This is a genomic window from Sphingomonas sp. URHD0057 (genome assembly GCF_000620665.1).
Taxonomy (GTDB): Bacteria; Pseudomonadota; Alphaproteobacteria; order Sphingomonadales; family Sphingomonadaceae; genus Sphingomicrobium.
This window is the reverse complement of the sequence record NZ_KK211162.1, coordinates 971805-997586: the sequence shown is the minus strand read 5'-3', so window position 1 is coordinate 997586 and position 25782 is coordinate 971805. Positions and strand designations below refer to the sequence as shown.

General features: G+C 65.6%; 21 protein-coding genes and 1 tRNA gene. 14 read left to right on the top strand and 8 right to left on the bottom strand.

Annotated features, from left to right (window positions below; all coding sequences use genetic code 11):
• Positions 1-2: 2 nt before the first annotated feature.
• Positions 3-143 (bottom strand): hypothetical protein, encoded by a 141-nt coding sequence (locus N539_RS18670; protein WP_156029989.1) that lies wholly within the window; start codon positions 141-143, stop codon positions 3-5.
• A 41-nt stretch (positions 144-184) separates the two neighbouring features.
• Between N539_RS18670 and addA the strand changes: the two genes are divergently transcribed.
• Positions 185-3601 (top strand): double-strand break repair helicase AddA, encoded by a 3417-nt coding sequence (gene addA / locus N539_RS17265; protein ID WP_051531876.1) that lies wholly within the window; start codon positions 185-187, stop codon positions 3599-3601.
• 61 nt (positions 3602-3662) lie between these two features.
• Entirely contained in the window at positions 3663-4010 is a 348-nt protein-coding gene (trxA, locus tag N539_RS0113940) for a thioredoxin TrxA (protein WP_028970760.1), read from the top strand.
• Here trxA and N539_RS17260 read toward each other — a convergent pair.
• Positions 4007-4444 (bottom strand): GFA family protein, encoded by a 438-nt coding sequence (locus N539_RS17260; RefSeq protein WP_269319437.1) that lies wholly within the window; start codon positions 4442-4444, stop codon positions 4007-4009. The genes trxA and N539_RS17260 overlap by 4 nt on opposite strands.
• A 140-nt stretch (positions 4445-4584) precedes the next feature.
• Between N539_RS17260 and secA the strand changes: the two genes are divergently transcribed.
• From secA to N539_RS0113915, 3 genes are all read left to right on the top strand, one after another.
• Positions 4585-7320 (top strand): preprotein translocase subunit SecA, encoded by a 2736-nt coding sequence (secA, locus tag N539_RS0113930; RefSeq protein WP_028970759.1) that lies wholly within the window; start codon positions 4585-4587, stop codon positions 7318-7320.
• Positions 7266-10466: a bifunctional proline dehydrogenase/L-glutamate gamma-semialdehyde dehydrogenase PutA gene (gene putA / locus N539_RS0113925; protein ID WP_051531832.1), complete on the top strand. Its 3201-nt coding sequence runs from the start codon at positions 7266-7268 to the stop codon at positions 10464-10466. The genes secA and putA overlap by 55 nt, the downstream gene beginning before the upstream one ends.
• Before the next feature lie 428 nt (positions 10467-10894).
• On the top strand, positions 10895-11284 hold the full coding sequence (locus tag N539_RS0113915) for a DUF1801 domain-containing protein (RefSeq protein ID WP_028970756.1): 390 nt from the start codon (positions 10895-10897) through the stop codon (positions 11282-11284).
• Here N539_RS0113915 and N539_RS0113910 read toward each other — a convergent pair.
• From N539_RS0113910 to N539_RS0113900, 3 genes are all read right to left on the bottom strand, one after another.
• Positions 11281-11670 carry a GFA family protein gene (locus N539_RS0113910; RefSeq protein WP_028970755.1) on the bottom strand — a complete coding sequence of 130 codons (390 nt, stop codon included), beginning with the start codon at positions 11668-11670 and terminating at the stop codon, positions 11281-11283. The two genes, N539_RS0113915 and N539_RS0113910, sit on opposite strands and share 4 nt — an antisense overlap.
• 40 nt (positions 11671-11710) lie before the next feature.
• Positions 11711-11785, bottom strand: a tRNA-Asn gene (locus tag N539_RS0113905).
• A gap of 69 nt (positions 11786-11854) precedes the next feature.
• On the bottom strand, positions 11855-12616 hold the full coding sequence (locus N539_RS0113900; RefSeq protein WP_028970754.1) for an NAD kinase: 762 nt from the start codon (positions 12614-12616) through the stop codon (positions 11855-11857).
• Between the two features lie 190 nt (positions 12617-12806).
• Here N539_RS0113900 and N539_RS0113895 point away from each other — a divergent pair, with 190 nt between their 5' ends.
• Entirely contained in the window at positions 12807-13640 is an 834-nt protein-coding gene (locus N539_RS0113895; protein WP_028970753.1) for an EAL domain-containing protein, read from the top strand.
• Between the two features lie 73 nt (positions 13641-13713).
• On the top strand, positions 13714-14481 hold the full coding sequence (locus N539_RS0113890) for a class I SAM-dependent methyltransferase (protein WP_028970752.1): 768 nt from the start codon (positions 13714-13716) through the stop codon (positions 14479-14481).
• Here N539_RS0113890 and mfd read toward each other — a convergent pair.
• Positions 14478-17978 carry a transcription-repair coupling factor gene (mfd, locus tag N539_RS17255; RefSeq protein ID WP_051531831.1) on the bottom strand — a complete coding sequence of 1167 codons (3501 nt, stop codon included), beginning with the start codon at positions 17976-17978 and terminating at the stop codon, positions 14478-14480. The two genes, N539_RS0113890 and mfd, sit on opposite strands and share 4 nt — an antisense overlap.
• A complete protein-coding gene (locus N539_RS0113880; protein ID WP_028970751.1) occupies positions 17975-18241 on the bottom strand; it encodes a succinate dehydrogenase assembly factor 2 in 267 nt (88 codons plus the stop codon). Before N539_RS0113880 ends, mfd begins: the two co-directional genes overlap by 4 nt.
• A gap of 63 nt (positions 18242-18304) precedes the next feature.
• Here N539_RS0113880 and recG point away from each other — a divergent pair, with 63 nt between their 5' ends.
• On the top strand, positions 18305-20365 hold the full coding sequence (gene recG / locus N539_RS0113875; protein ID WP_028970750.1) for an ATP-dependent DNA helicase RecG: 2061 nt from the start codon (positions 18305-18307) through the stop codon (positions 20363-20365).
• Positions 20366-20387: 22 nt separating this feature from the next.
• Complete coding sequence (locus tag N539_RS0113870) at positions 20388-20798, top strand: SRPBCC family protein (RefSeq protein ID WP_028970749.1); 411 nt, start codon at positions 20388-20390, stop codon at positions 20796-20798.
• Here N539_RS0113870 and tyrS read toward each other — a convergent pair.
• On the bottom strand, positions 20795-22018 hold the full coding sequence (tyrS, locus tag N539_RS0113865; RefSeq protein WP_028970748.1) for a tyrosine--tRNA ligase: 1224 nt from the start codon (positions 22016-22018) through the stop codon (positions 20795-20797). The two genes, N539_RS0113870 and tyrS, sit on opposite strands and share 4 nt — an antisense overlap.
• Positions 22019-22065: 47 nt before the next feature.
• Here tyrS and N539_RS0113860 point away from each other — a divergent pair, with 47 nt between their 5' ends.
• The 5 genes from N539_RS0113860 (at position 22066) to N539_RS0113840 (ending at position 25779) form a co-directional block, all read left to right on the top strand.
• Positions 22066-22599, top strand: coding sequence for a DOMON-like domain-containing protein (locus N539_RS0113860; protein WP_028970747.1), 534 nt, complete (start codon positions 22066-22068; stop codon positions 22597-22599).
• 9 nt (positions 22600-22608) lie between these two features.
• A complete protein-coding gene (locus N539_RS0113855; RefSeq protein ID WP_028970746.1) occupies positions 22609-23799 on the top strand; it encodes an exo-beta-N-acetylmuramidase NamZ family protein in 1191 nt (396 codons plus the stop codon).
• A 97-nt stretch (positions 23800-23896) separates the two neighbouring features.
• Positions 23897-24451 (top strand): energy transducer TonB, encoded by a 555-nt coding sequence (locus N539_RS17995; RefSeq protein ID WP_197018426.1) that lies wholly within the window; start codon positions 23897-23899, stop codon positions 24449-24451.
• A 97-nt stretch (positions 24452-24548) separates the two neighbouring features.
• On the top strand, positions 24549-25130 hold the full coding sequence (locus N539_RS0113845) for an energy transducer TonB (RefSeq protein ID WP_028970744.1): 582 nt from the start codon (positions 24549-24551) through the stop codon (positions 25128-25130).
• 61 nt (positions 25131-25191) lie between these two features.
• A complete protein-coding gene (locus tag N539_RS0113840) occupies positions 25192-25779 on the top strand; it encodes an energy transducer TonB (protein WP_197018425.1) in 588 nt (195 codons plus the stop codon).
• Positions 25780-25782: the final 3 nt, after the last annotated feature.

The following is a 25782-nucleotide window of genomic DNA, read 5'->3' as shown; positions in this document are numbered from 1 at the left end:
CCCTAGCGGCGCGGCTTCTTCTTGACCTTGGAGGCATAAAGCAGCGCGGCGACGATTGCCGCCGAGCCGATGCCCACGGCGACTCCCGCCTTCACCAGTTTCGTGCGACGCTCTTCGCTCGCTTTGTCATTGTCGTCGGTCATTGGCGGTTTTCTATGGCCTCCGGCTTCGCTTGGAAAGCCGAATGAGCGCGCGCTTCAAACCGCTTCCGCAGTTGAAGGGCGAGCAGTCGCGAGCGTCCGATCCCCAGGCCCATGCCGCGCTGTCCGCCTCGGCGGGCACCGGCAAGACCCAAGTCCTGACCGCGCGAGTGCTTCGCCTGCTGCTCCAGGGCGCGCGGCCGGAATCGATCCTGTGCCTGACGTTCACCAAAGCTGCTGCCGCGGAGATGGCCAACAGGATCGGGGCGCGGCTGGCGCGCTGGGTGCGCCTCAAGGACAGCGAACTGGCGACGGATCTCGATCATCTCGGCGAATCCAATGACCCGCGAACGCGGGAGCGCGCGCGCCAGCTGTTCGCCAAGGTGCTCGACTGCCCGGGCGGGCTGCAGATCCAGACCATCCACAGCTTCGCCCAATCGATCCTTGCCGCCTTTCCGGCGGAGGCCGGGATCGTGCCGGGCTTCCAGGCGATCGAGGGTCGCGCCGAGGAGGAGCTGGTGCGGCGCACGCTCGCCGAGCTGATGGTCGCGGCGGAAGAGCGCGGCGACCAGCAACTGATCCGCGACGTCCAGACCTTGAGCATCCGCCTCGGCGAGGCTGGCGCGGTCGAATATTTGCAGATTTGCGCCCGCCGTCACGAGGCGCTTGCGGCGCTCGGTTCGCGGGAGAGGATCGAACAATCGATCCGCCGCTTGCTCGACCTGCCCGAGGGCTCGGTCGAGCAATATATCGCCGAGCAATGCGGCGACGCCGGCTTCGATTGTGACCTGCTGCGCGCGGTCGCCGACGCCAATCGCAAATGGGGCGCACGGTCGGGGATCGGCCACGCCGAGGTCATCGAGCAATGGTTGTCGCTGACCCCGATCGAGCGCGCCGCCGATTTGCAGGGCCTGCGCAAGGTGGTGCTGACGGACAAGGGCACGCCGCGCGTATCCGCGGGGCAGACCAAGGCCGCGCCGGATTACGAGGCACAGGCGTGGCGGCTGGCGAACCTCGTCGGCGAGCTGCTGCGGATTCAGAACGGAGCGCGGCTGGCGGCCGACATGACCGCCGGCCTCAGCGCCGGCCAGGCGTTCGCCGCGGCCTACACCCAGGCCAAGCGCAGCGCCGGCGTCGCCGATTTCAACGACCTCATCGAATGGACCAGGGGCCTGCTCGCTCAACCCGGGATGGGGGACTGGATCCGCTACAAGCTCGATCGCCAGATCGATCATGTCCTGGTCGACGAGGCGCAGGACACCAACGCCGCGCAATGGGAGATCATCGAGCGGCTGGTCGAGGAGTTCTTCAGCGGCTCGAGCGAAAGCGAGGAGCGCCACCGGACCCTGTTCATGGTCGGCGACTTCAAGCAATCGATCTACGGCTTCCAGGGCACGGATCCGCGGCGCTTCCAGGAGGCGCGCGAGCACTTCAAGCGCCTCGCCGATTCGCTCTCCGACAGTGCCGACACGCTCGACCTGTTTCGGCGTCGCGCGCGAGAATTCCGCGACCTGTCGATCGCCGCGAGCTTCCGCTCCGCGCAGCCGATCCTCGACGTCGTCGATGCCGTGATCGGTGCGCTTGGCCACCAGGCGATGGCGTTGGCTGAGCCGCCACCACCGCACCGCGCGCATCATTCGGGGCGCGCCGGCCAGGTCGAGCTGTGGGCGCCGTTCAGGATCGAGGCGAGCGACGACGAATCCGATGAGGGGGAGGAGCGCTGGATCAGCCTGCGCGACCGCCGCTACGCCGAGGCGCTCGCGGGGCAGATCAAGAGGATGGTCGACGACGCGCCCTATCTGCCGTCGACGGAGCGGCCGTTGACCCCGGGCGATATCCTCATCCTCGTGCGCAGCCGCGGCGAACTTGCGTCGCTGATCGTCGCGCGCCTGTTCTCGACGGAGGTCCCGGTGGCGGGCGTCGATCGCCTCCAGCTCCACGAGCCGATCGTCGTCCAGGACCTCCTCGCTGCGATGCGGTTTGCGATTCAACCGAACGACGATCTCAACCTCGCCAATTTGCTGGTGTCGCCGCTGATCGGTTGGGACCAGGACCGATTGCGCGAGCTCGCGTTCGAACGCCGCGGCAGCCTGTGGCGCGAGCTAAGGCAACGCGCGTCCGAATTTGCCGAAGCGCATCAGGCGCTGGCGGACTTGCACCGGATCGCGGATTTCACGACCCCCGCGCGCTTTCTCGAAACGATCCTGACCGGCGCAATGCAGGGGCGGCGCAAGCTGTACTCCCGCCTTGGCCTGGCCGCGCGCGACGCGATCGACGAACTGATGAACAGCGCGCTCGACTTCGAACGCAATGAAACGCCGTCGCTCGAGCGCTTCCTCGCCTGGTTCTCGCGCGGCACGGTCGACGTCCAGCGCGATCCCGGCCAGCCGGCGAACGAGGTGCGGGTGATGACCGTACACGGCGCCAAGGGCCTCGAGGCGCCCGTCGTCATCCTTGCCGATGCGACCGCCGACCCGGCGAGGCTCGGACGAGTGCCGCTGACTCTCGACTTCGAGGTGCCGCCGTGGGGGAAGGTGCCGCTCCTCCGCCCGAGGAAGGAGGGGCGGGGGCCGGTCTTCAACGAGGTGATCGCCGAACGGGAGAAACGCGACCTCGAAGAGCATTGGCGGCTGCTCTACGTGGCGCTTACTCGCGCTGCCGACCGGCTGATCGTGACCGGCGTCGAGCCCAAGGCGAAAAAGGACGGTTCCGATCCGCGGCCGGTGAACTGCTGGCACCGCATTGTCGAGCAGGCGTTGCAATCGCTCTCGGCTCAGGTGGCCGAGGGGCCGTGGGGGCCGGCGCTGACTTACGGAGCGAGCCCTGGTCCGCCGAAACGGCTCAAGGCGAAGCTCGAGCTTGCGCCGGTGGCTGTGCCTGACTGGGCGCTGCGGGCGGCGCCGCCTGAAGCACGCCCGCCGCGGCCGCTCGCTCCCTCGGCCATCGCCGCCGACGACGAAGCTGCTCCGCCGCCGAGCATCGCGATGCGCGCCGCCGCCCGGCGCGGAACCTTGATCCATCAGCTGTTCGAACGGCTCGTGTCCGTCGAAGGCGAGCGGCGGCGCGAGGCAGCGCTGACCTGGCTCGAGCGGTCGGCGGGAGTCGATGATGCGGCAATGCGCGCCGAAATCGCCGACCAGGTGTGCGGAATCCTGTCGGACCCGCAATTCGGCGAGCTGTTCGGGCTCGGGTCGCTCGGCGAAGCGCCGCTCGCCGCGACGCTGCCCGACGGCCGCGTGATTGCCGGCACCGTCGACCGGTTGCTGGTTGAGCAGGACCGGATTTCGGTGATCGACTTCAAGACCGGTCGCGTGCCCGCGAGTGACGGCGACGTTCCCGCGGCGCACCGCGCCCAGATGGAAGCCTATGCGCAAGCGCTGGGCGTGATCTTCCCGGGGCGCACGGTCCGGGCCGCGCTTCTCTACACAAATGAACCAAAGCTCATCGAACTGATACCTTGAGAGGGTGCGATCGAGCGCCCATATTGCCGTTAACGATTGCCCAGATGGAGATTCGCCCGCCATGGCTACAAAGACCGTCACCGACCAGAGCTTCGCCACCGATGTGCTTGGCGCCGAAGGCCCTGTCCTCGTCGATTTCTGGGCCGAATGGTGCGGGCCGTGCCGGATGATCGCCCCCGCGCTGGAGGAAATTGCCAGCGAGCTTGGCGACAAGGTGACGGTGACCAAGCTCAACATCGACGAAAACCCGGATATTCCCGGCCGTTACGGAGTCCGCGGAATCCCGACGATGCTGCTGTTCAAGGGCGGCCAGCCGATCGCGCAAAAGGTTGGCGCGGCGCCGCGCAGCCAGATCCAGCAGTGGCTGGAAAGCAATCTCGACGCGCCGGCCCAGTCGAGCGCCGGCTAACCGCCGCCGACGAGCGATGAATCATCGGGCGGCTCGGTTCCGCTGAGCCCGCGCGTATCCGGACGAAATCGAGCATGCTTTGGCAAATCGAGGCCGGGGAACCAGTCGGCCTTGCTGGACCAGAAGATATGGAACTCGGGCGCGATCGCGTTCGGGTCGTCGAGCGTGACGATGCTGAAATCGACGGTATCGGGCTGATGATCGACCTTCACATGGAGCGGCGTGCCGCATTCGCCGCAAAAGGTGCGGTGGCCGAAGCTGCTCGACCGGATCGTTCGCAGGGCGCTTTGGCCGCTGGTGACCACCCAGTCGCCGTTCTTGACGCTGGCGAAAGCCATAGCCGGCGCGCCGCTGTTCAGCTGGCAGGTTCGGCAATGGCACCAGCCGCCGTCGAAAGGCTCGCTGTGCAACTCGTACCGCACGCTGCCGCACATGCATCCACCGGTCTGTCCCATACGCTTCCTCTTAATTGACTACGGCTAGGCCGCTCCTTACATCGCCCGCGACGGTTTCCCGAGCGTCGCCAAAGAGCCACACGGCTCTCCGCGAAACGCGCGGTTTTTAAGGAATTTCCATGATCGCCGGACTGGCAAAGAGCATCTTCGGATCGGCCAACGATCGTTATGTCCGGGGCCTTGGCAAATATGTCGACGCGGTCAACGCGTACGAGCCGCAGATCAGCGCGCTCAGCGACGACGAACTGCGCGGCCAGACCGACCGCCTCCGTGAGCGGCTGGCGGCCGGCGAGAAGCTCGATTCGCTTCTCCCCGAGGCGTTCGCCACGGTGCGCGAGGCGGCCACCCGCACGCTCGGCCAGCGTCACTACGACGTCCAGCTGATCGGCGGCATCGCGCTCCATCGCGGCGAGATCGCCGAGATGAAGACCGGCGAAGGCAAGACGCTGGTTGCGACCCTTGCGGTCTATCTCAACGCGCTCGAGGGCAAGGGCGTCCACGTCGTCACCGTCAACGACTATCTCGCCCGCCGCGACGCCGACTGGATGGGGCAAATCTACCGCTTCCTCGGCATGAGCGTGGGCGTCATCGTCCCCAACCTCACCGACGAGCAGCGGCGCGACGCCTACAACAGCGACATCACCTACGCGACCAACAACGAGCTCGGCTTTGATTACCTGCGCGACAATATGAAATATTCGCGCGATCAGATGGTCCAGCGGCCATTCCATTTCGCGATCGTTGACGAGGTGGACTCGATCCTGGTCGACGAGGCCCGGACGCCGCTGATCATTTCGGGCCCGACCGACGACAAGTCGGATCTCTACATCTCAGCCGACAAGATCGTGAAGACCCTGGCCGAAGCGGATTACGAGAAGGACGAGAAACAGAAGAGCGTCGTCCTCACCGAAGACGGGACGGAGAAGGCCGAACGAGCGCTCGAGGAGGCCGGGCTGATCGAGGGGCGCAACCTCTACGACATCGCCAACACGCAGGTCGTCCACCACCTCAACCAGGCGCTCAAGGCCAATATGATGTTCAAGAAGGACATCGATTACATCGTCAAGGACGCCAAGGTCATCATCATCGACGAGTTCACCGGCCGGATGATGGACGGACGCCGGTGGTCGGACGGCCTCCACCAGGCGGTCGAGGCGAAGGAGGGCGTGGCGATCGAGCCGGAGAACCAGACGCTCGCTTCGATCACCTTCCAGAACTATTTCCGCATGTACCCCAAGCTGTCGGGCATGACCGGCACGGCGATGACCGAAGCGCCCGAATTCTTCGACATCTACCGGATGAACGTTGTCGCGATCCCGACCAACGTTCCGGTCCTCCGCATCGACGAGGACGACGTCTTCTACAAGACGATAACCGAGAAGTTCGCGGCGATCGCCGAGGAGCTCAAGCTCAAGCAGGAGCTTGGCCAGCCCGCGCTCGTCGGCACCATCTCGATCGAAAAATCGGAGATGCTGTCGGAATATCTGGAGGCGCAGGGCGTCAAGCACTCGGTCCTCAATGCCCGCTTCCACGAGCAGGAAGCGCACATCGTCGCGCAGGCCGGGCGAAGTGGTGTGGTGACGATCGCGACCAACATGGCGGGCCGCGGCACCGACATCCAGCTGGGCGGCAACCTCGACTTCCGGATGCTCGACGAATTTCCGGACCTTGTCGCCGGAACGCCGGAATATGACGCGCAGGCCGAGAAGGTCCGCGCCGAGATCGCCGCCGAGAGGCAGCGCGTGCTCGAGGCTGGCGGGCTCTACGTCCTCGGCACCGAGCGCCACGAGAGCCGGCGCATCGACAATCAGCTGCGTGGACGCTCGGGCCGGCAGGGCGATCCCGGCTTGTCCAAATTCTACCTCAGCCTCGACGACGATTTGCTGCGCATCTTCGGACCGCAGACGCTGTTCGCGCGGATGATGCAGAAGAACCTCGAGGATGGCGAAGCGATCGTCTCCCCGTGGATCTCCAAGGCGATCGAAACGGCCCAGAAGAAGGTCGAGGCGCGCAACTACGACATCCGCAAGCAGGTCGTCGAATTCGACGACGTGATGAACGACCAGCGCAAGGTAATCTACGAGCAGCGCGCCGACATCATGGACGCCGAGAACGTCAACGACGTCATCGCCGACATGCGCGTCGAGACCGCGGCGGCGCTCGTCACCGTGCACTGCCCGCCGGGAAGCTATCCCGAGCAGTGGGACGTCGCCGGGCTCAAGGAGAGCGTCGAGGCAGTGTTCGGGCTTCAGCCGCCGATCGACGACTGGCTTCACGAGGAAGCGGTCGAGCAGGAGATGATCATCGACCGGCTCAACGAGGCGGCCGAAGCGACGATGTCCGCCAAGGTCCACGGCCTCGAGCCCGAGCGCTGGAACGACGTCGAGAAGCAGATTCTGATCCAGACTCTCGACCACCATTGGAAGGAGCATCTGGCGACGCTCGACGCGCTGCGGCAGGTGATCCACCTGCGCAGCTACGCGCAGAAGAAGCCGATCGACGAATATAAGCAGGAGGCCTTCCTGCTGTTCGAGCGGCTGCTGGTCTCGATCCGCGAGGAAGTGACTCGCGTGCTGATGCGGGCTCAGGTTCAGCTGGAGGAAGGGCCGCCGCCGGGCCTGCCCGATTTCATTACCCAGCACATCGACCCGTTCTCGGGCGACGACGACACTGCCGACATCGATGCGGCGACCGGCGCGATCCTGTCGAACCTGCCACCGCTCAACATCCCGCAGCCGACCATGCCCCAGCATGAAGGCTCCGCCGAGGTGGTCGAAGCGCCGCTCAGCCGCAATGCGCCATGCCCGTGCGGCTCGGGGCGGAAGTACAAGCATTGCCACGGCCAGCTCGCGTAGCGCCGGTGGCGCTCGTTAGCCCAATCGACCGTTCGGCGCTGCGCCGCGCCTATCGTCCCGACGAGGAGGAGGTCGTCGCCGAGCGCCTGGCGGAGGCTCGGCTGGAGCCAGCGGCGCTGGGCGAAGCGACGGCGATGGCGCGCGCGCTGGTCAAGGGCGTTCGCGCCCACAAGGCGACCGGGATCGACGCCTTCCTCCACGCCTACGATCTTGGCAGCGACGAGGGCATCGCCATGATGTGCCTTGCCGAGGCGCTGCTGCGCATCCCTGACGCGCACACCGCCGATGAGCTCATCGCCGACAAGCTTGCGGGGCCCGATTGGTCGGAGAAGCTGGGACGATCGGATTCGTCGTTCGTCAACGCCGCGACTTTCTCGCTGCTGCTCACCGGCAAGGTGCTCGAAGGCGCCCAGGATCGGTCGGACAATTGGAAGGCGGCGCTCGGCCGTGCCGTGGGCCGCCTCGGCGAGCCCGTGGTGCGCACCGCTGTGCGCGAGGCGATGAAGATCCTCGGCCGCAATTTCGTGTTTGGGCGCACCATCGACGAAGCGATGAAGCGCGGCGAGCCCGAGCGGCGGCAGGGGCTGAGCCACAGTTTCGACATGCTCGGCGAGGCGGCGCGCACGTTCGCCGATGCCGAGCGCTACGCCGAGGCCTATGCCGGTGCGCTCGACCGCATCGCCAAGGATGCGAAGGACGGTTTCCGCCGCTCTCCCGGCATTTCGGTCAAGCTGACCGCGCTTCACCCGCGCTTCGAATACAGCCATGCGCAAGAAGCGGTCGCGGCGGTGGTGCCGGTGGTCCGCGCGCTGGCGCTGAAGGCGAGCCGCGCCGACGTGCATTTGACCATCGACGCCGAGGAGGCTGACCGGCTCGAGCTGCAGATGGACGTGTTCGAAGCGCTTCTTGCCGACGACGAATTGTTCGCGCCAAGAAAAGATGGAAGCTCCTGGGCTGGCTTCGGGATCGCCATGCAGGCTTATCAGAAGCGCGCCGCCGCTTTGTGCGACTGGGTCGCCGAGGCAGCGCGGGCGCACGGCCGCACGCTGATGGTCCGGCTGGTCAAGGGCGCCTATTGGGACACCGAGATCAAGGCCGCGCAGGTCGCCGGGCTGAGCGATTATCCGGTGTTCACGCGCAAGGTCGCGACCGACGTCTCCTATCTCGCGTGCGCCAGGAAGCTGCTCGCCGCGAGCGACGTCATTTACCCCGCTTTCGCCACCCATAACGCCAATACCATCGGCCAGGTGAAGGCGCTTGCCCACGGCAAGGCCTTCGAGTTCCAGCGCCTCCACGGCATGGGCGAGGCGCTGTACGACGAGCTGGCCGAGCTCGAACGCGGGATTGGCGAGACGCCGACGCCGGTGCGCATCTACGCGCCAGTCGGCAGCCATAAGGAGCTGCTTGCCTATCTCGTCCGGCGGCTGCTTGAGAATGGCGCGAACTCGAGCTTCGTCAACCGCATCGCCGACGAGCAGTTTTCGCTCGACGAGCTGGTCAGGGATCCGGTGGCCGAGCTCGAAGCGCTGGAACCCAAGCGCAATCCCAAGATCATCCTGCCCCGCGATGTCTTCGGAGCTGAACGGCACAATAGCGCTGGCGTCGATTTGTCCGACCCGCTCGTCCGCGAGCCGCTGCTCGAGCGGTTGAAGGCGCTGGAAGCCCGCAGCTGGACCGCCAGCCCAACGCTCGGGAAAGGCGAGGCCAGGCCGGTCACCTCGCCTCACGACCGGCGGATCACCGTCGGCATGGTGTTCGAAGCGACGGCCGCCGAAGTCGACCGGATGGCCCGCGCCGGCCACGCGGCGCAGCAGAATTGGGATGCGCTCGGCGGCGAGGCGCGCGCAGCCCTGCTCGACCGCACCGCCGATCTCTATGAGGAACATCGGGAAGAGCTCTTCTCGCTGTGCATTCGCGAGGCCGGGAAGACCCTGATCGACGCGGTGCTCGAAGTGCGCGAGGCGGTCGATTTCCTCCGCTTCTATGCTTCTGAAGCGCGGCGCCAGTTCGTCAGGCCGATGCCGCTCCCCGGGCCGACCGGTGAACAAAACGAGCTTCGCCTCCACGGCCGCGGCGTCTTCGCCAGCATATCGCCATGGAATTTTCCGCTGGCGATCTTCACCGGCCTGGTTTCGGCGCCGCTGGCCGCGGGCAATGCGGTTATCGCCAAGCCGGCCGGGCAAACGCCGCTGGTCGGCGCGCTTGCGGTCGAGCTGATGCATCGGGCCGGCATCCCCAAGGACGTCGTCCAGCTCGCGCCCGGGCAAGGCCGGGTGGTCGGCGGAACGCTAACCGCGCATCCGCTGCTTGCCGGCGTCGTGTTCACCGGCTCAACCGAAACCGCGCGCATGATCAACCGCACGCTGGCCGACCGCGACGGGCCGATCATCCCGTTCGTCGCCGAAACCGGCGGCCAGAATGCGATGATCGTCGATAGCTCGGCGCTGCCCGAGCAGGTCACCCGTGACGTCATTTCCTCGGCATTCCAGAGCACCGGCCAACGCTGCTCGGCCCTGCGCGTGCTGTTCGTCCAGGACGACGTTGCCGATCCAATGATCGCGATGATCGCGGGGGCCATGAGCGCGCTCGCGATCGGCGACCCTAGCGAACTCAAAACCGATGTCGGCCCGGTGATCGACGGCGACGCCAAGCGGCTGCTCGACGAGCATATCAAATGGCTGGGCAAGAATGCGAAGAAGGTCTGTCAGCTGGCGTTGCCGAAGGACGCCGCGCACGGCTGTTTCGTTGCTCCCGCGTTTTATGAAATTAGTTCTCTAAGCCAATTGAATCACGAAAACTTTGGACCGATCCTGCACGTCGTCCGCTTCCCCGCGGAAGGCCTCGAACAGGTGGTCAAGGATATCAATCAGACGGGCTACGGCCTGACGCTGGGCCTGCAGAGCCGGATCGACACCGTGCGCGACTATATCGAGGAGCACGCGCATGTCGGAAACTTCTACGTCAACCGCAACCAGATCGGCGCGGTGGTTGAAAGCCAGCCGTTCGGCGGCGAGGGGCTGAGCGGGACCGGACCCAAAGCCGGCGGCCCGCATTACGTCGCCCGCTTCGCGACCGAGCGCGTGACCTGCATCGACACCACCGCCGCCGGCGGCAACGCCAGCCTGATGGCGGCGCTCGAGGGCTAAACTACCGCGGAGTCCCCTTCGGAAGGGAAGAAGGGATCGCGACACAGTTGTATCGCATGGGTGTGAGCATTCCCTCATGCATTTTGGCAATGAACTTCTTTGCTGTGGCGTCACATTCGGCTTGCGAATTGAAGTAATGTTCAGCGGTCAGCGCTGGCTTGTCGTCTATGGTCCAAGGTCCATCCCAGTCCACTGCATCCGCCGGCGCGACGTAGATGTGGAAAATTAGGAACCAGACCATTTTCGCCCCCCTGCCTGTAGCAGCATCATTGTCCCGGCTTGATACGGTCGCAAGTGGCCTGTGGAGCGCGGCGCGCAAATGATGGTTGATCGTGGTGCGGGGTGGTCTTTAGCGAGACACGAACGCACTCCGCCGGAGCGGCCGGGCGTCATGTCCGCGCCGCTCCGTTCATGCTACGGCGCGCGGCATGTCTGAATCATCTTCTGAACTGATTGACGCCAAGCTTGCATCCCTGGACGACTGGCGCGGCGCGACACTGAAGCGACTCCGTGCGCTCATTCGCGACGCCGACCCGGAAGTGGTCGAAACGGTCAAATGGCGGAAGCCGTCGAACCCGATGGGAGTGCCCGTGTGGGAGCACGACGGGATCATCTGCACCGGCGAGACTTACCGAGACAAGGTCAAGCTGACCTTTGCCCAGGGCGCCTCGCTTCCCGATCCGGCGGGCCTGTTCAACTCCAGCCTCGACGGCAATACCCGTCGCGCGATCGACTTCCACGACGGGGACGAAGTCGACCCGGGCGCGTTCAAGGCACTTGTCCGCGAGGCCGCGGCCTTCAACGGCGCCAAGCCCTAGGGCTCAGATCGAGCGGTGGGGTCGCGATCGCGCTCGTATCGTTTGAGCGGGAACGGCGGCAGCCAGGATTCCCGGCGGACGGTCCACAGTTCGTAAGTCGGCGTGAACTGGTCAGGCGCATCGAGCGCCCCCAGGCTGACCTCGATCTCATCGCCCGAGCGGGAGAAGACGGACGAGCCGCAGCGGGGGCAAAAATGCCGCCCGGCATATTCGCGGGTCTCGCCCTCGATGGTGACGGCATCCTCCGGGAAGATGGCCGAGGCGTGGAAGAGCGCGCCATGATGCTCGCGGCAGTCAAGGCAATGGCAAACGCCGACCCGGTATGGCGGCCCCGATGCCACGATCCGCATGTCCCCGCAGAGGCAAATTCCGGTAACTTGGTCCAAGCTGCGCCTCTCGATTTGAGGGCTGGAGGATCGAGAAGAATGGCTCCCCGGGCCTGATTCGAACAGGCGACCATTCGATTAACAGTCGAACGCTCTACCGCTGAGCTACCGGGGAGCAGCCCCTTGGCGGGGCGCGGGGGCTAAATAGCCAAGCCGACCTTAAAGGCAAGTGACCGAACCGAATTTAGGTCGCGAATTGCTCCATGGCGATGCGTTCGTCGAGCGCGTGCTCGGGATCGAACAGCAGGGTCAGCGAGCGCTCGCGGTCGAGCCGGATCTCGACCTTGGCGACGTCGCGCACCTCATATTGGTCGGCGACCGCCGAGACCGGGCGGTTTTCTGGCTCGAGCACGCGGAAGCAGATATTGTTCTCGTCGGGAAGGATCGCGCCCGACCAGCGGCGCGGACGGAACGGGCTGATCGCCGTCAGCGCCAGCATCTTCGCCTGGAGCGGGAGGATCGGCCCGTGCGCGGAGAGGTTGTAGGCGGTCGAGCCGGCCGGCGTCGAAACGAGGACGCCGTCGCAGACCAGCTCGGGCAGGACGACGCGGCCGTCGACCAACACCTCGATCTTTGCCGTCTGGCGGGTTTCGCGGAGCAGCGAGATCTCATTGATCGCGGCATGGACGAAGGTGTCGCCGCCGACCGTCGTGGCGCGCATTTCGAGCGGTGCGACCCGGATTGCCTTGGCCTGGGCCATGCGTTCGGCGAGATCCTCCAACCGCCATTCGTTCATCAGGAAGCCGACCGTGCCCCGGTTCATCCCGAACACCGGCAGGTTCGGGCACTCGCCCTCGAGCATCCGGTGCAGGGTGTGAAGCATGAAGCCGTCGCCGCCGAGGGCCACCAGCGTCTCGGCGCTGTCCGGGTCTGCGAACTGATAGCGCTGGGCAAGGACCGCCGAGGCGGCTTGCGATGCTTCGCGATTCGAGGCGAGGAGCCCGATCCCGAGGCTCTTGAGGTCGGCCTTGCGGCCGCGTGGCGAATGGGGCGCGTCGGCGTTCAACCTGGTCCTCGCGGGGCAGCCTCAACCGCATCCAGCATAAGGGGATTGGGGCAAAGCGTCACTGTCCCGTTTCGGCTCACGCGAGGAGGCCTTGGTTTCGGGTGGCAGAGCGGGGCGTTACGGACCCGCCATGTTCAAGTGGGATAGCGTATTCGAGTGGGGGAGGCGGGCGTCGGACCGAGAGGCTCCGGCGCCCGTTGGTCGCGTCAGGGACAGTCTCCTGGAGACGGTCATCGCGCACGAGGGGATCGAGGTCCTCTATCAACCTTTGATCGAACCGAAGACGGGCCGGATCCTTGGCGCGGAAGCGCTGGCGCGCTCGTCGATCGCCGATTCGGCTCAGGCCCTGTTCGCCCGCGCCGCGGCAAGCGGCCTTAGCGAACGGCTGTCACGGCTGGTGCAACGCAAGGCGCTGCGCAGCGCCGCGGTGTGGGAGGGTCCGCTCAGGGACTTGCGGTTGTCGATCAACCTGCTGCCCGAAGACATTTCGCGCGATGGATACGACGATTGGCTGCTGGCGGAGATCGACGCCGCGGGCATCGATCCCACGCGCGTGACCATCGAGATCACGGAAAACGCGCTGCTGGTCGATCAACGCGCCGTAGCCGACCGCCTCACACGCTTGCGCGAACGGGGGCTGCGCGTTGCGGTGGACGATTTCGGCACCGGCTATACCAGCCTTGCCTATCTCACCACACTGCCGCTCGACATGCTGAAGATCGACCGTGGCCTGATCGCCGACATCGTCGGCGGAAGCCGCGACCGGATCGTCGTCCGGGCGCTGATCCAGCTGGCGCGCGAGCTCGATCTGGCGGTGGTGGTGGAGGGTGTCGAGAGCACCGGCCAGCTTGGCCTTCTCGTCGAATGGGGCTGCGACCTCTACCAGGGATTCCTCGGCGCCGGCGCCCTCACTCACGAAGAGCTGACCCGGTTCGTCGCCGCCGCGCACATCGAAGCCGCCTAAATTTTCCGTCAACTTTTCGTCGGGGCGTTGGCGCGCCGGCATTGCCGTGCTTGTTGCTTGGCAGGAGGACCTCATGCGGACATTGATAATCGGGCTGGCACTGACTGCGGCGCTGTGCGCCAGTTGCAAGAAGGCGGAGACCCCGCGCGCGTTCTCACAGGCCGCGCTCGATCAGGCCCTCGCCGATCCCGGCCGGAAGGCTCAGCGCGATGCGGCCGATGAGCGCCGCAAGCCGGGGCCGTTGATCGCGCTTGCGGGGGTGAAACGCGGCGACAAAGTCTTGGATCTGATTCCAGGCAGCGGATACTGGACGCGGATCTTCTCGAAGATCGTGGGGCCGGAGGGCAAGGTCTATGCCGTCTGGCCACAAGCCTATGCGCGCTTCTCGATGGGCAACGTCCAGGACATGCGTAAGCTGTCCGCGGACAAATATTATGGCAATATCGTCACAGAGGTTCAGCCTAGCGCGATCCTGAGTGCGCCCGAGCTGCTCGACGTGGTTTGGACGTCGCAAAATTACCACGACTATCCCGACGAATATATGGGCAAGGACGCCGATCCCGGCCTGCTCAACAAAGCGGTGTTCAAGATCCTCAAGCCGGGCGGGACCTACATGATCATCGACCATATGGCGAAGCCGGGGCGCGGCATGGCCGACACCGAGGCGCTGCACCGCATCGACCCCGCGATCGTGCGCCGACAGGTCGAGGCCGTGGGGTTCCAATTCGCCGGAGAGTCGAAGGTACTGAACAACCCAAACGATCCGCTCGACATCCCGGTGTTCGACAAGTCGATCCGCGGCCACACGAGCCAATTCGCCTACAAATTCGTGAAGCCTTAGGCGGGTTCGAGCACCTCCTTCGCCGCTTCGCCCGCCGCGGCGACGCGCGCCAAGCCGCGGGATACCTGCAACGCTCCATCAAGCCGGGCGGCCGGCGTCGCCCAGTTGCGTGAAATGACGAGCTTGCTATCGGGCCTCAGCCTCGCCGCGCCCTTCAATCGCTCCATGTAGCCGAGAAGCGCCTGCAGGTCCGGGAAGCCGGCGTCGGCGAAGGTCACGACCGCGCCGCGCGCACCGATGTCGAGCTTGGCGATTCTGGCGGCGCGGCAGTTCAGCTTCACCTCGACGATCTTCATCAGGTTCGCCGTTTCATCCGGAAGCTTGCCGAAGCGGTCGATCATCTCGGCCGCGAAGGCATCGATCGCGGGCCGATCCTCGAGGTCGCCGAGCCGGCGATAGAGGCCCATGCGGAGGTCGAGGTCGGGCACGTAATGCTCGGGTATGAGGATCGGCGCGTCGACGCTGATCTGCGGCGAGAATTCCTCCGGCCGCACCGCCCCGTCGGCCTTGAGCCCGACGATCGCGTCCTCGAGCATCGACTGATAGAGTTCGAACCCGACTTCCTTGATGTGGCCCGACTGCTCGTCGCCGAGCAGATTGCCGGCGCCGCGGATGTCGAGGTCGTGGCTGGCGAGCTGGAAGCCGGCGCCGAGGCTGTCGAGGTCGGCGAGCACCTGCAGCCGCTTCATCGCCGCGTCGGTGATCGATCGATCGGCGGGCATCGTCAGATACGCATAGGCGCGTGTCTTCGCCCGCCCGACGCGGCCGCGCAGCTGGTACAGCTGGGCGAGCCCGAAGCGGTCGGCGCGATGGACCACCAAAGTGTTGGCGCTGGGGATATCGAGCCCGCTCTCGACGATGGTGGTCGACACCAGCACGTCGTACTTGCGGTCGTAGAAGGCGCTCATCCGCTCCTCGACCTGGCTCGCGCTCATCTGCCCGTGCGCGGTCACGAAACTCACTTCGGGCACCCGGTCGCGGAGCCATTCCTCGGTCTGCGGCAGGTCGGCGATGCGCGGCACGACGAAGAAGCTCTGCCCGCCGCGATAATGTTCGCGCAGCAGCGCCTCGCGCAGCACGACGCCGTCCCACGGCGTGACGTAGGTTCTGATCGCGAGCCGGTCGACCGGCGGCGTCTGAATGACGCTTAGCTCGCGCAAGCCGGACATCGCCATCTGCAGCGTGCGCGGGATCGGCGTAGCGGTCAGGGTCAGCACGTGGACGTCGGCGCGCAGCGCCTTCAGCCGCTCCTTGTGGGCGACCCCGAAATGCTGTTCCTCATCGACGATCACCAGTCCCAGGCGCTTGAATTCGATGCTCTTGGCGAGCAGCGCGTGGGTGCCGATGATGATGTCGACCGTGCCGTCGGCGAGGCCTTCCTTGGTCTTCCTGGCCTCGGCGGCGGGGACCAGCCGCGACAAGCGCCCGACATTGATCGGGAAGCCCTGCAGCCGCTCGACGAAATTCTTGTAATGCTGGCGGGCGAGCAAGGTCGTTGGGCAGATCAGAGCGACCTGCTTGCCCGACATCGCCATGACGAAGGCCGCGCGCAGCCCGACCTCGGTCTTGCCGAAGCCGACGTCGCCGCACACCAGCCTGTCCATCGGCTTGCCCGCTTCGAGATCGGCGAGCACGTCGGCGATCGCCCGCTCCTGGTCATCGGTCTCCTCGTAGGGGAAACGGTCGACGAATTGCGGATAGCTACTGTCGGGCTCAGCCACGACGCCGGGACGCATGGCGCGCATCGCCGCGGTCTTGATCAGCTCGCCGGCGATCTCCCGGATGCGCTCCTTCATCCGCGCCTTGCGCCGCTGCCATGCCTCGCCGCCGAGGCTGTCGAGCGTCACTCCCTCGCTCTCGTTGCCGTAGCGGCTCAACAGCTCGATATTCTCGACCGGCACGTAGAGCTTGTCGCCGCGCGCATATTCGAGCGCGACGCAATCGTGCGGGACCCTGCTGACCGGGATCTGGGTCAAGCCCTCGTAGCGGCCGATGCCGTGGTCGGCGTGGACGACAAGGTCGCCAGGGGACAGCGTCGCCAGCTCTTCGAGGAACGCCGCCGCGGCCTTGCGCTTGCGGCGGCGCCGAACCAGTCGGTCGCCGAGCATGTCCTGCTCGGTGAGAACCGCGACGTCGGGCGTGGCGAAGCCATGGTCGAGCGGCAGGACCAGCATCGCCGGCTGAGTCTTGGCACCAAGCGCTTCCTGCCAGCTGTCGGCGAATGTGTGGGCCTTGAGGCCGTTCTCCGCCAGCAGGCCGGCCAGGCGGTCGCGTGCCCCTTCGGTATAGCTCGCGAGCACGACCTTGCGGCCGCCCCTGGCAAGCGCCTTCACATGCGCCGCGACCGCTTCATAGACGTTCGCCTGCTGGGCGCGCTCCGGGGCGAAATCGCGCGCCGCCTCGACTCCGAAGTTGATGATCCGTTCGGATTCGGGCTCGGGGAACGGCGAGGCAAGGTGGATCGGCCGGTCGGTGGCGAAACCGTCCCACTCGGCTTTGCCGAGGTACAGCGCGTCAGGGGCAAGCGGTCGATAGCTGCCGGGCTCGGCCGCGGCGGCGCGAACCCGGTTGTCGTGATAGTCCTTGATCGCCTCCCGCCGCGCCTCGAGCGCCTGGTCGGCATTGCTGTCGCGAAGGATGAGATCGTTCTCGCCAAGATGGTCGAACAATGTCTCCAGCCGCTCTTCGAGCATCGGCAGCCAATGCTCCATGCCCGCCATCCGCCGCCCGCTCGACAGTGCCTGGTAGAGCGGGTCCTGGGTCGCGGTGGCTCCGAAGGTCTCGCGGTAGAGCGAGCGGAAGCGCTTGATGCCGTCCTCGTCGAGCAGGGCTTCCGAGGCGGGCATCAAAGTGAAGGCTTTGGCCTTGTCGGTCGAGCGCTGGTCGACCGGATCGAAGCGGCGGATCGAATCCATCTCGTCGCCGAAGAAATCGAGCCGGAGCGCCAGCTCCTCGCCCGCCGGGAACAGGTCGATCAATGACCCGCGCACCGCGTATTCGCCATGCTCGGCGACGGTGTCTGCGCGCTGGTATCCGAGGGCGTTCAGCTGCCCGATCAGCACTTCGCGCTCGATCCGCTCCCCTTCGGCGATGCGCCGCGTCAGCTGGCGGATGCGGAACGGCGTCAGCACGCGTTGGGCGGCGGCGCTGGCGGTGGCGACGAGCAGCTGCGGCTTGTCGCGCTTCGCCTGGAGCGCATTCAGCGTCGCCAGCCGCTCCGCCATGACGCGAAGCGCGGGCGAGGCTCGGTCGTAGGGAAGGCAGTCCCAACCGGGGAAGGTCAGCACCTCGACCTCCGGCGCGAACGAGGGCGCCGTTTCCGCGAGCGCGCGCATGGCGGCTTCGTCGGCGACAATGACGACCGCGCGGCCGCCTTCTCCCGTGCCGCGCGCGGCGCGCGCCAGATCCGCGGCAAGCCACGGCAGGAAGCCGGTTGGAACGCTTGCCAGCGTCAGCGGCCGATCGGCGCGAAGGACGCGCTGCAGCGGTCCGCTCATCGGCTCACCGGCACATAGTCGAGCTTCTTCAGCACCTCGGTCATGGGGCCCGCGAAGCGCGCCGGAGGAATGGCGGTTCCGTGCGCCCAAGCCATGATGTCGACGTCCTGCTCGCTCAACATTTCCTCGAACAGCGCGCGCTCGTCCGATCCCCACTGCCGGTGGTGAGCATCAAAAAACCCGCCGATCAGCAGATCGGCCTCCTTGGTGCCGCGATGGTGCGCGCGCCAATGCAGGCGCTTCAGGTCCACGTCGGGAGGCATGCGCTGCATGTAGTCACCTTCGCGGCTCATTGCGAGACGCGAGACTCGCGCTAACAACGGCTCATGCGCCCGGACATCCTCAACCCCTTGTTCGCCGAGATCGAGGTGTTGAAGGGCGTCGGTCCGCAGGTGAGCAAGACGCTGAAGCGGCTCGACCTGACGCGCGTCGTCGACGTGCTCTACCATTTGCCGACCGGTTCGATCGAGCGAATCCAGGCGCCGGCCGCGAGCTCGGCGCTGCTTGGGCGCAACGTCATCCTTGAGCTGACCCCATTCGAGACGCGCGAAAGCCGCTCGGGCCGCGGGCCGATGCGAGTCTTCGCTTCGGACAGCAACGGCAACGCGATCAGCCTCATCTACTTCAACAATCCGGGTTGGGCGAAGCGCCAGCTGCCGATGGGTCAGAAGCGGATCGTCTCGGGCAAGCTCGAAAGCTATGGCGACGAATGGCAGATCATCCACCCCGAGGTCGCTGAGGCGGGGAAGGGGCCCGCGCCGGCGCTCCGCGAGCCGGTCTATCCGCTCACCGAGGGGCTCACGAACCGCCGCATGGGCGAGCTTGCCCGCGAAGCGCTGGAACGCGCGCCCGAGCTGCCTGAGTGGGTTGAGCCGAGCCTGTTGTCGAGCGAGGCGTGGCGCCCGTGGCGTGCGTCCCTCGCCGAAGCGCACCAGGAACCTGGCACCGAGAGCGCCCGCAAGCGCCTCGCCTATGACGAGATCTTCGCCAACCAACTCGCGCTATTGCTGCTCCGCCAATCGCAGCGGCGGCACCGCACCCCGCCGCTGGCGGGGACAGGCGAGCTGATCCGGCGGGTTCAGCTGCCCTACCAAATGACCGACGCGCAGCGCCGGGTGATCCGCGAGATCCGCGGCGACCTTATCCAGGCCGCGCCGATGCTGCGCCTGCTTCAGGGTGACGTCGGCTCGGGCAAGACGCTGGTCGCGCTGGCGGCGATGCTGACCGCGGTCGAATCCGGGGCGCAGGCGGCATTGCTCGCTCCGACCGAAATCCTCGCCCGGCAGCATCATGCGACTCTGCTGGGTCAGGTCGACAGCCTCGGGGTACGGGTCGCGATCCTCACCGGGCGGGAGAAGGGCAAGGCGCGCGAGAGCGTAATGATGGGGCTAGCCGACGGCTCGATCGACATCCTCGTCGGCACCCATGCGATCTTCCAGGAGAAGGTCGCCTACAAGACCCTCGGTCTCGCGGTGATCGACGAACAGCATCGCTTCGGTGTTTCGCAGCGGCTGCTGTTATCGTCGAAGGCGGAGCATCCGCCGCACCTGCTGGTGATGACGGCGACGCCGATCCCGCGCACGCTCACGCTGACTCAATATGGCGAGATGGACGTCAGCCGGATCGACGAAATGCCTCCGGGTCGAACGCCGGTCGAGACGCGGGTGATCAGTGAAGAGAAATTGTCCGACGTCGTCAACGGCCTCGGGCGGCATATCAGCGCCGGCGGCCAAGCCTATTGGGTGTGCCCGTTGGTCGAGGAAAGCGAGAAGTCGGACGCCGCCGCCGCCGAGGAACGCGCGCGCGTCCTCAAGCAGCGTTTCGGCGACCACAAGATCGGCCTCGTCCATGGGCGCATGAAAGGGCCCGACAAGGACGCGGTCATGGCGCGCTTTGCGTCCGGCGATCTCGCCGTCCTCGTCGCGACCACAGTAATCGAGGTGGGGGTCGACGTGCCCAACGCGACCCTGATGGTCGTCGAGGGCGCCGAGCGCTTCGGCCTGGCCCAGCTCCACCAGCTGCGCGGGCGGGTCGGCCGCGGGTCTGGGAAAAGCACGTGCCTGCTGATCCGCGGCCCCAACCTCACCGAGGTCGGCCGCGCCCGGCTTTCGCTGATGCGCGAAAGCAATGACGGCTTCCGCATCGCGGAGGAGGATTTGCGGTTGCGCGGCCCGGGCGAAATTCTTGGCACGCGGCAGTCGGGCGAGGAGGCGTTCCGCGTTGCCCGGCCCGAAGATGTCGCGGCGCTGGCGCCGGTCGCGCAGAGCGACGCGCAGCTCCTGCTCGATCGGGATGGCGGCCTCAAGGGCGAGCGCGGCCAGGCGGCGCGGACGTGCCTCTATTTGTTCGAGCGCGACCAGGCGATCGACCTGATCCGGAGCGGTTGACCCGCACGTTCGTTTGCATCGCATGAACGTCACCGCGACCCGCACCATGGCGGCCCCGCCCGATAGGGTCGCTGCCGTGATGTTCGATCCCGCCCGCGACCCCGAATGGATCGGCGGCGCAAAGTCGGTCGAGCAGGCGACCAGCAATCCCTTGGCGCTGGGTGCTCGAACCACGCGCCACGGCGGATTCATGGGGAAGAAGTTCTCATGGACCACCGAGGTCGCCGGCCATGATCGGGACCACCTGCTGCACATGAACTTCGTCAGTGGGCCGATGAAGGGCGGGACCGTCACGTATCGCATCGAGCCCGTCGGCAATGCCTCGCAGGTATCGATCCGCAACACCGGGCCGGGGCCTCAGCTTATGGGCTGGTTCGTCAAGCGCTCGGTTGGCAAGGACCTCGGCCGACTGGCGAAGCTGGTGACCGGCTAACGGACCAGCAAGCCGTGGCGTTTCTTGCCAAGGCTGAGCTTTAGCGGCTCATCCCTCGCCGTCAGCATCAGTCCCGGATCGTTGACGGTGACATCGTCGAGACGCACCGCGCCTTCGGCGATCTTGCGCTTGGCCTCACCGTTGGAGGCGCAAAAGCCGAGGCCGGTCAGCGCCGCCAGGATGGAGATGGCATCACCAGTGTTGAGGGTCGGCAGATCGGCGCCGACGCCGCCTTCGGCGAAGGTTGCTTGCGCAGTTGCCGCTGCGGCGTCGGCCGCTTCGCGCCCGTGGAGCATCGCAGTCGCCTCGGTGGCGAGTGCGATTTTGGCCTGATTGATCTCGGCGCCGGGGAGCGTTTCGAGCCGCGCAATTTCACCGAGCGGAAGGTCGCTGAACAAGCGCAGGAACCGTCCGACGTCCGCGTCGTCGGTGTTCCGCCAGAACTGCCAATAATCGTACGGGCTCAAGAAGTCGGCATCGAGCCATACGGCGCCCTGCGCGGTCTTGCCCATCTTGGCGCCGTCGGAGGTGGTGATCAGCGGCGTGGTGACGCCGTAAAGCTCGGCGCCGTCGATCCGCCGTCCGAGCTCGATCCCGTTGACGATGTTCCCCCATTGATCGGAGCCACCCATCTGGAGGCGGCAGCCGGCGCGGCGCGACAGCTCCAGGAAATCATAGCCCTGGAGGATCATGTAATTGAACTCGAGGAAGGTCATCGGCTGCTCGCGGTCGAGGCGCAGCTTGACGCTGTCGAAGGTCAGCATCCGGTTGACGGTGAAGTGCCGCCCGACCTCGCGCAGGAAGGGGATATATTCGAGACCGCCTAGCCATTCGTCATTGTTGAGCAGGATGGCGTCGCTCGGACCGTCGCCGAACGTGAGGAAGCGCTCGAAGACCCGGCGGATGCTGGCAATGTTGGCGTCGATCTCTTCGCTGGTGAGCAGCTTGCGGCTCTCGTCCTTGCCCGAAGGATCGCCAACCTTGGTGGTCCCGCCGCCCATCAGGACGATGGGCTTGTGCCCCGCCTGCTGGAGCCGACGAAGCTGCATGATCTGAACGAGATTGCCGACGTGAAGGCTCGGCGCTGTCGCATCGAAGCCGACGTAGCCGGGCACGACTTCCTTCGCCGCTAGCGCATCGAGCGCCGCGGCGTCGGTCAGCTGGTGGATATATCCGCGCTCGTCGAGCAACTTGAGCAAAGAGGAATTGTAGGCTGTCATCGACCCAGCGCTTAGCGTCTCACTTCGCTCGCTGCTACTGTGCGGCCATGCAGTTCAACCTCGTGCCGCATCCCGCCACGCCGCCGTCTGGGCCGCTGAAGGTCTGGGTCAGCATCGATCACGCCAACTCGCTCGGCGCCACCGCATCGACGAACATCTGGTACGGGGTCGGCGCGCCCGCGGAGCGCTTCGTAATTCCGGAGGTGCAAGAACCGGCAAGAGCCGAGGATCTGTGGCAGACGACCTGCTTCGAGGCTTTTTTGCGGATTCCGGGCGCAAGCGCCTACCGCGAGTGGAATTTCGCGCCGTCGGGCGAATGGGCCGCGTACGATTTCACCGGTCACCGCGACGGCCGCTCCGATGCCGACGTCGCGCCGCCCTACATCCGGATCGAGGACAATCTCACATGGTGGGGCCTGGGGGCCACCATTGCCGTCGATGCCGACGCCGTTTGGACGCTCGGGCTGTCCGCGATCCTCGAGGAAGCGGACGGCACGAAATCTTACTGGGCACTGGCGCATCCGCCGGGCGACAAGCCCGATTTCCATGCCCCCGATTGCTTCGCGGCGAGCCTGCCCTAGACAAGCGCCATGACCCTGTTCGGAATCGACCGCCTGCTGATTGAGCCTGAGTTGTGCGAGCCTCTGGAAGGCAAGCGCGTCGCACTGCTCGCTCATCCTGCTTCAGTCACTCGGGACCTCACGCATAGCCTCGATGCTCTGATGGCGGCCGGGCTCAAGGTGACGGCGGCGTTCGGTCCGCAGCACGGCCTGCGCGGCGACAAGCAGGACAATATGGTCGAGTCGGACGACTATACCGATCCGGTCCACGGCATCCCGGTGTTCAGCCTGTACGGCGAGGTGCGGCGCCCGACCGGCCAGTCGATGGACACGTTCGACACCATCCTCATCGACCTCCAGGATCTCGGCTGCCGGATCTACACCTTCATCACCACGCTGTTGTACGTGCTCGAAGCCGCCGCCGAGCAGGGCAAAAGCGTGTGGGTGCTCGATCGCCCCAACCCCGCCGGCCGCCCGGTCGAGGGACTGACGCTGCGCGAGGGCTGGGAAAGTTTTGTCGGCGCCGGGCCGATGCCGATGCGGCACGGGCTGACGCTCGGCGAGATGGGGCAATGGTTCGTCGACCATTTCAAGCTCGACGTCGACTATCGCGTGATCGCCATGGACGGTTGGCAGCCCGAAGCGCCGCCGGGGTTCGGGTGGCCGGCGGAGCGTGTCTGGATCAATCCCTCGCCCAATGCGGCGAACCTCAACATGGCGCGCTGCTACGCCGGCACGGTCATGCTCGAGGGCACGACCTTGAGCGAGGGCCGGGGCACGACCCGTCCGCTCGAGCTGTTCGGGGCGCCGGACATCGAGCCGCTTGCGGTGATGGCGGAGATGCGCAGGCTGGCGCCCGATTGGCTCGCCGGCTGCAAGCTCCGCGACATCACCTTCCAGCCCACTTTCCACAAACATGTTGGTGAGATGTGCCGCGGAGTTCACATCCATGCTGAAGGACCGTGGTACGATCACCAGGCGTTCAAGCCGTGGCGGTTGCAGGCGCTCGCTTTCAAGGCAATCCGGCGGCTCTATCCGGATTATGACCTGTGGCGAGACTTTCCTTATGAATATGAGCTTGGAAAGCTGGCGATCGACGTGATCAACGGCTCGCCGCTTTTGCGCGAATGGGCCGATGACAGCGAAGCAGAGCCGGGCGACCTCGACGCGCTTGCGGTCCCCGATGAGCGTCAGTGGCTGGAAAATTCGTCAAAGCTCTAACTTCGTCGAAATTTCATCGGCGCCCTGTAGATTCGTCATTCTCTGGATATTTGCTGCCCCATAGTCATCGATTCTCGCAGTACTACGGAGAGAGATGATGATCCCCTTCGTCCTGCTCGCCGCGTTGCCGACGATGCTTGTCGGGCCGGCTGGCGCTATCGACGCGAGCGAAGAGAGTGTTCGCGCCGAAAAGAACGGCGAGTTCCTATGGAAATTCTATCCCGAGGGGGCGGCCAAGCGCGGTGAGCAGGGCAGAGTCGCGTTCCGCCTTACCATCGAACCAGATGGCCTGATTTCAACCTGTGAAGTGATCGGGAGCAGCGGCTTCGCGACGCTGGACAAGGAGACTTGCGAGATCATGGGCTTGTACGCGCACCTGACGCCCATCCGAGACTCGGCGGGACGGGCCACCCGGGGCAATCGGGACGGCTTTATCACCTGGAAGCTTCCACCCGCCGTCGCGGTAGCTGCGAGCGAACCGTCAAAAAGCGTGATGAGGAAGCCGGATCCGGTCATCTGCCGGCAGGATACCCGCACCGGTTCCCTCGTCGCGACGACGCGGATGTGCTTGCCGCGGTCGGAATGGCAACTGACCTCCGAACAAGAGAAAGAGCATTGGCAAGAGATGCAAGGCAAGGGTTATTCCCATTGAATCTGTGACCGATCGCCCGACTTTGCGGCAGTTTGCGGGTTTGACTGGGCCTTTATTGTCCGTATCATTGAGCAGCTCTTTTTGATGGAGAGGATGGATGATACCGTTCCTGTTGTTGGCTTCGGTGCCCTCGATGCTGTGGACTGCCGAAGGTAGTGCAAATAACGCCGCCGAGCAGATGGTTCGGGACGAGAAGAACGGCCAGTTCATCTGGAAATACTATCCCCCGGGCGCGCTCAAGCGCGGCGAGCAGGGGCGAGTCGGGTTCAAGCTCACGATTGAACCGACGGGAACGGTTTCGAGCTGTGCCGTGACCGAGAGCAGTGGCTTCAAGACCCTCGATGCCGAAACGTGCGAAATCATGGGCATGTATGCGCAGGTAAAGCCGGTCCGCAATTCAGACGGCCGGGCCATCCGTGCCGAGCAGGGCGGCTTCATCGTTTGGAAGCTTCCGCCTGGGTCGGTGAGGGTCGCCAGCGCGTCGCCGAGCAAGGTCTTGCCCAAGCCGGACGACGTGATCTGCCGTAAGGACGTCACCACCGGCTCGCTGATCGCGAGCACCAAAGTGTGCATGAGACGCTCCGAATGGAACCGCAACAGCGAAGACCAGAAGGCGCACTGGGGCGAGATGCAGGGCAAGGGCTACACCAACGGCGACGGGCTCGTCCCAGGACAGTGAGACTGGAGCGCTTCGCCGACGAAGTTAGGCCGGATTGCTGAATTCAGGGAGGAGAATGCGGATGCCGCCTTTGTTGATGCTGATCTCGCTTCCGGCGATGCTGTGGACTGCACCGGGTGGAGCAACCAACGCCGCCGATCAGATCGTCCGGAACGAGAAGAACGGCGAGTTCCTGTGGAAATACTATCCCCCCGGAGCTTTGAAACGCGGCGAACAAGGTCGCGTCGCCTTTCGTCTGACGATCGATCCCGTGGGGACGATTTCATCCTGCGACGTCACCGAAAGCAGCGGCTTTCCCGCGCTCGACAAGGAAACCTGTGAGGTCATGAGCCTGTACGCGCAGGTTCAACCCGTTCGAAACCAGGATGGTCGCGCGATCCGCGCCGCGCAGCAGGGCTTCATCGTGTGGAAGCTTCCGCCGGGGGCGACCAGGGTGGCGGATGCGCCGAGCGGCAGAACCATGCCGAAGCCCGATCAGATCATTTGCAGAAAAGACATCACGACGGGTTCGCTTATCGCAACGACCAAGATGTGCATGACCCGTTCCGAATGGACGCGGGAAACTGCAAACCAAAAGCAGCACTGGGAGGACATGCAGGGCAAGGGCTATAGTTGCAAAGGTGACGGAATGTGCGGTGCCGGCAACTAACGG

Bases quoted from the DNA above. Each gene is read 5' to 3' on its own strand.
- N539_RS0113860 (WP_028970747.1), top strand. From the start codon at position 22,066: ATGCAGTTCAACCTCGTGCCGCATCCCGCCACGCCGCCGTCTGGGCCG.
- N539_RS18670 (WP_156029989.1), bottom strand. From the start codon at position 143: ATGACCGACGACAATGACAAAGCGAGCGAAGAGCGTCGCACGAAACTG.
- N539_RS17260 (WP_269319437.1), bottom strand. From the start codon at position 4,444: ATGTGCGGCAGCGTGCGGTACGAGTTGCACAGCGAGCCTTTCGACGGC.
- N539_RS17995 (WP_197018426.1), top strand. From the start codon at position 23,897: ATGATCCCCTTCGTCCTGCTCGCCGCGTTGCCGACGATGCTTGTCGGG.
- N539_RS0113870 (WP_028970749.1), top strand. From the start codon at position 20,388: ATGAACGTCACCGCGACCCGCACCATGGCGGCCCCGCCCGATAGGGTC.
- putA (WP_051531832.1), top strand. From the start codon at position 7,266: ATGCCCGTGCGGCTCGGGGCGGAAGTACAAGCATTGCCACGGCCAGCT.
- N539_RS0113915 (WP_028970756.1), top strand. From the start codon at position 10,895: ATGTCTGAATCATCTTCTGAACTGATTGACGCCAAGCTTGCATCCCTG.
- recG (WP_028970750.1), top strand. From the start codon at position 18,305: ATGCGCCCGGACATCCTCAACCCCTTGTTCGCCGAGATCGAGGTGTTG.
- N539_RS0113890 (WP_028970752.1), top strand. From the start codon at position 13,714: ATGCGGACATTGATAATCGGGCTGGCACTGACTGCGGCGCTGTGCGCC.
- N539_RS0113855 (WP_028970746.1), top strand. From the start codon at position 22,609: ATGACCCTGTTCGGAATCGACCGCCTGCTGATTGAGCCTGAGTTGTGC.
- addA (WP_051531876.1), top strand. From the start codon at position 185: ATGAGCGCGCGCTTCAAACCGCTTCCGCAGTTGAAGGGCGAGCAGTCG.
- N539_RS0113845 (WP_028970744.1), top strand. From the start codon at position 24,549: ATGATACCGTTCCTGTTGTTGGCTTCGGTGCCCTCGATGCTGTGGACT.
- N539_RS0113840 (WP_197018425.1), top strand. From the start codon at position 25,192: ATGCCGCCTTTGTTGATGCTGATCTCGCTTCCGGCGATGCTGTGGACT.
- secA (WP_028970759.1), top strand. From the start codon at position 4,585: ATGATCGCCGGACTGGCAAAGAGCATCTTCGGATCGGCCAACGATCGT.
- tyrS (WP_028970748.1), bottom strand. From the start codon at position 22,018: ATGACAGCCTACAATTCCTCTTTGCTCAAGTTGCTCGACGAGCGCGGA.
- N539_RS0113895 (WP_028970753.1), top strand. From the start codon at position 12,807: ATGTTCAAGTGGGATAGCGTATTCGAGTGGGGGAGGCGGGCGTCGGAC.
- N539_RS0113880 (WP_028970751.1), bottom strand. From the start codon at position 18,241: ATGCCTCCCGACGTGGACCTGAAGCGCCTGCATTGGCGCGCGCACCAT.
- trxA (WP_028970760.1), top strand. From the start codon at position 3,663: ATGGCTACAAAGACCGTCACCGACCAGAGCTTCGCCACCGATGTGCTT.
- mfd (WP_051531831.1), bottom strand. From the start codon at position 17,978: ATGAGCGGACCGCTGCAGCGCGTCCTTCGCGCCGATCGGCCGCTGACG.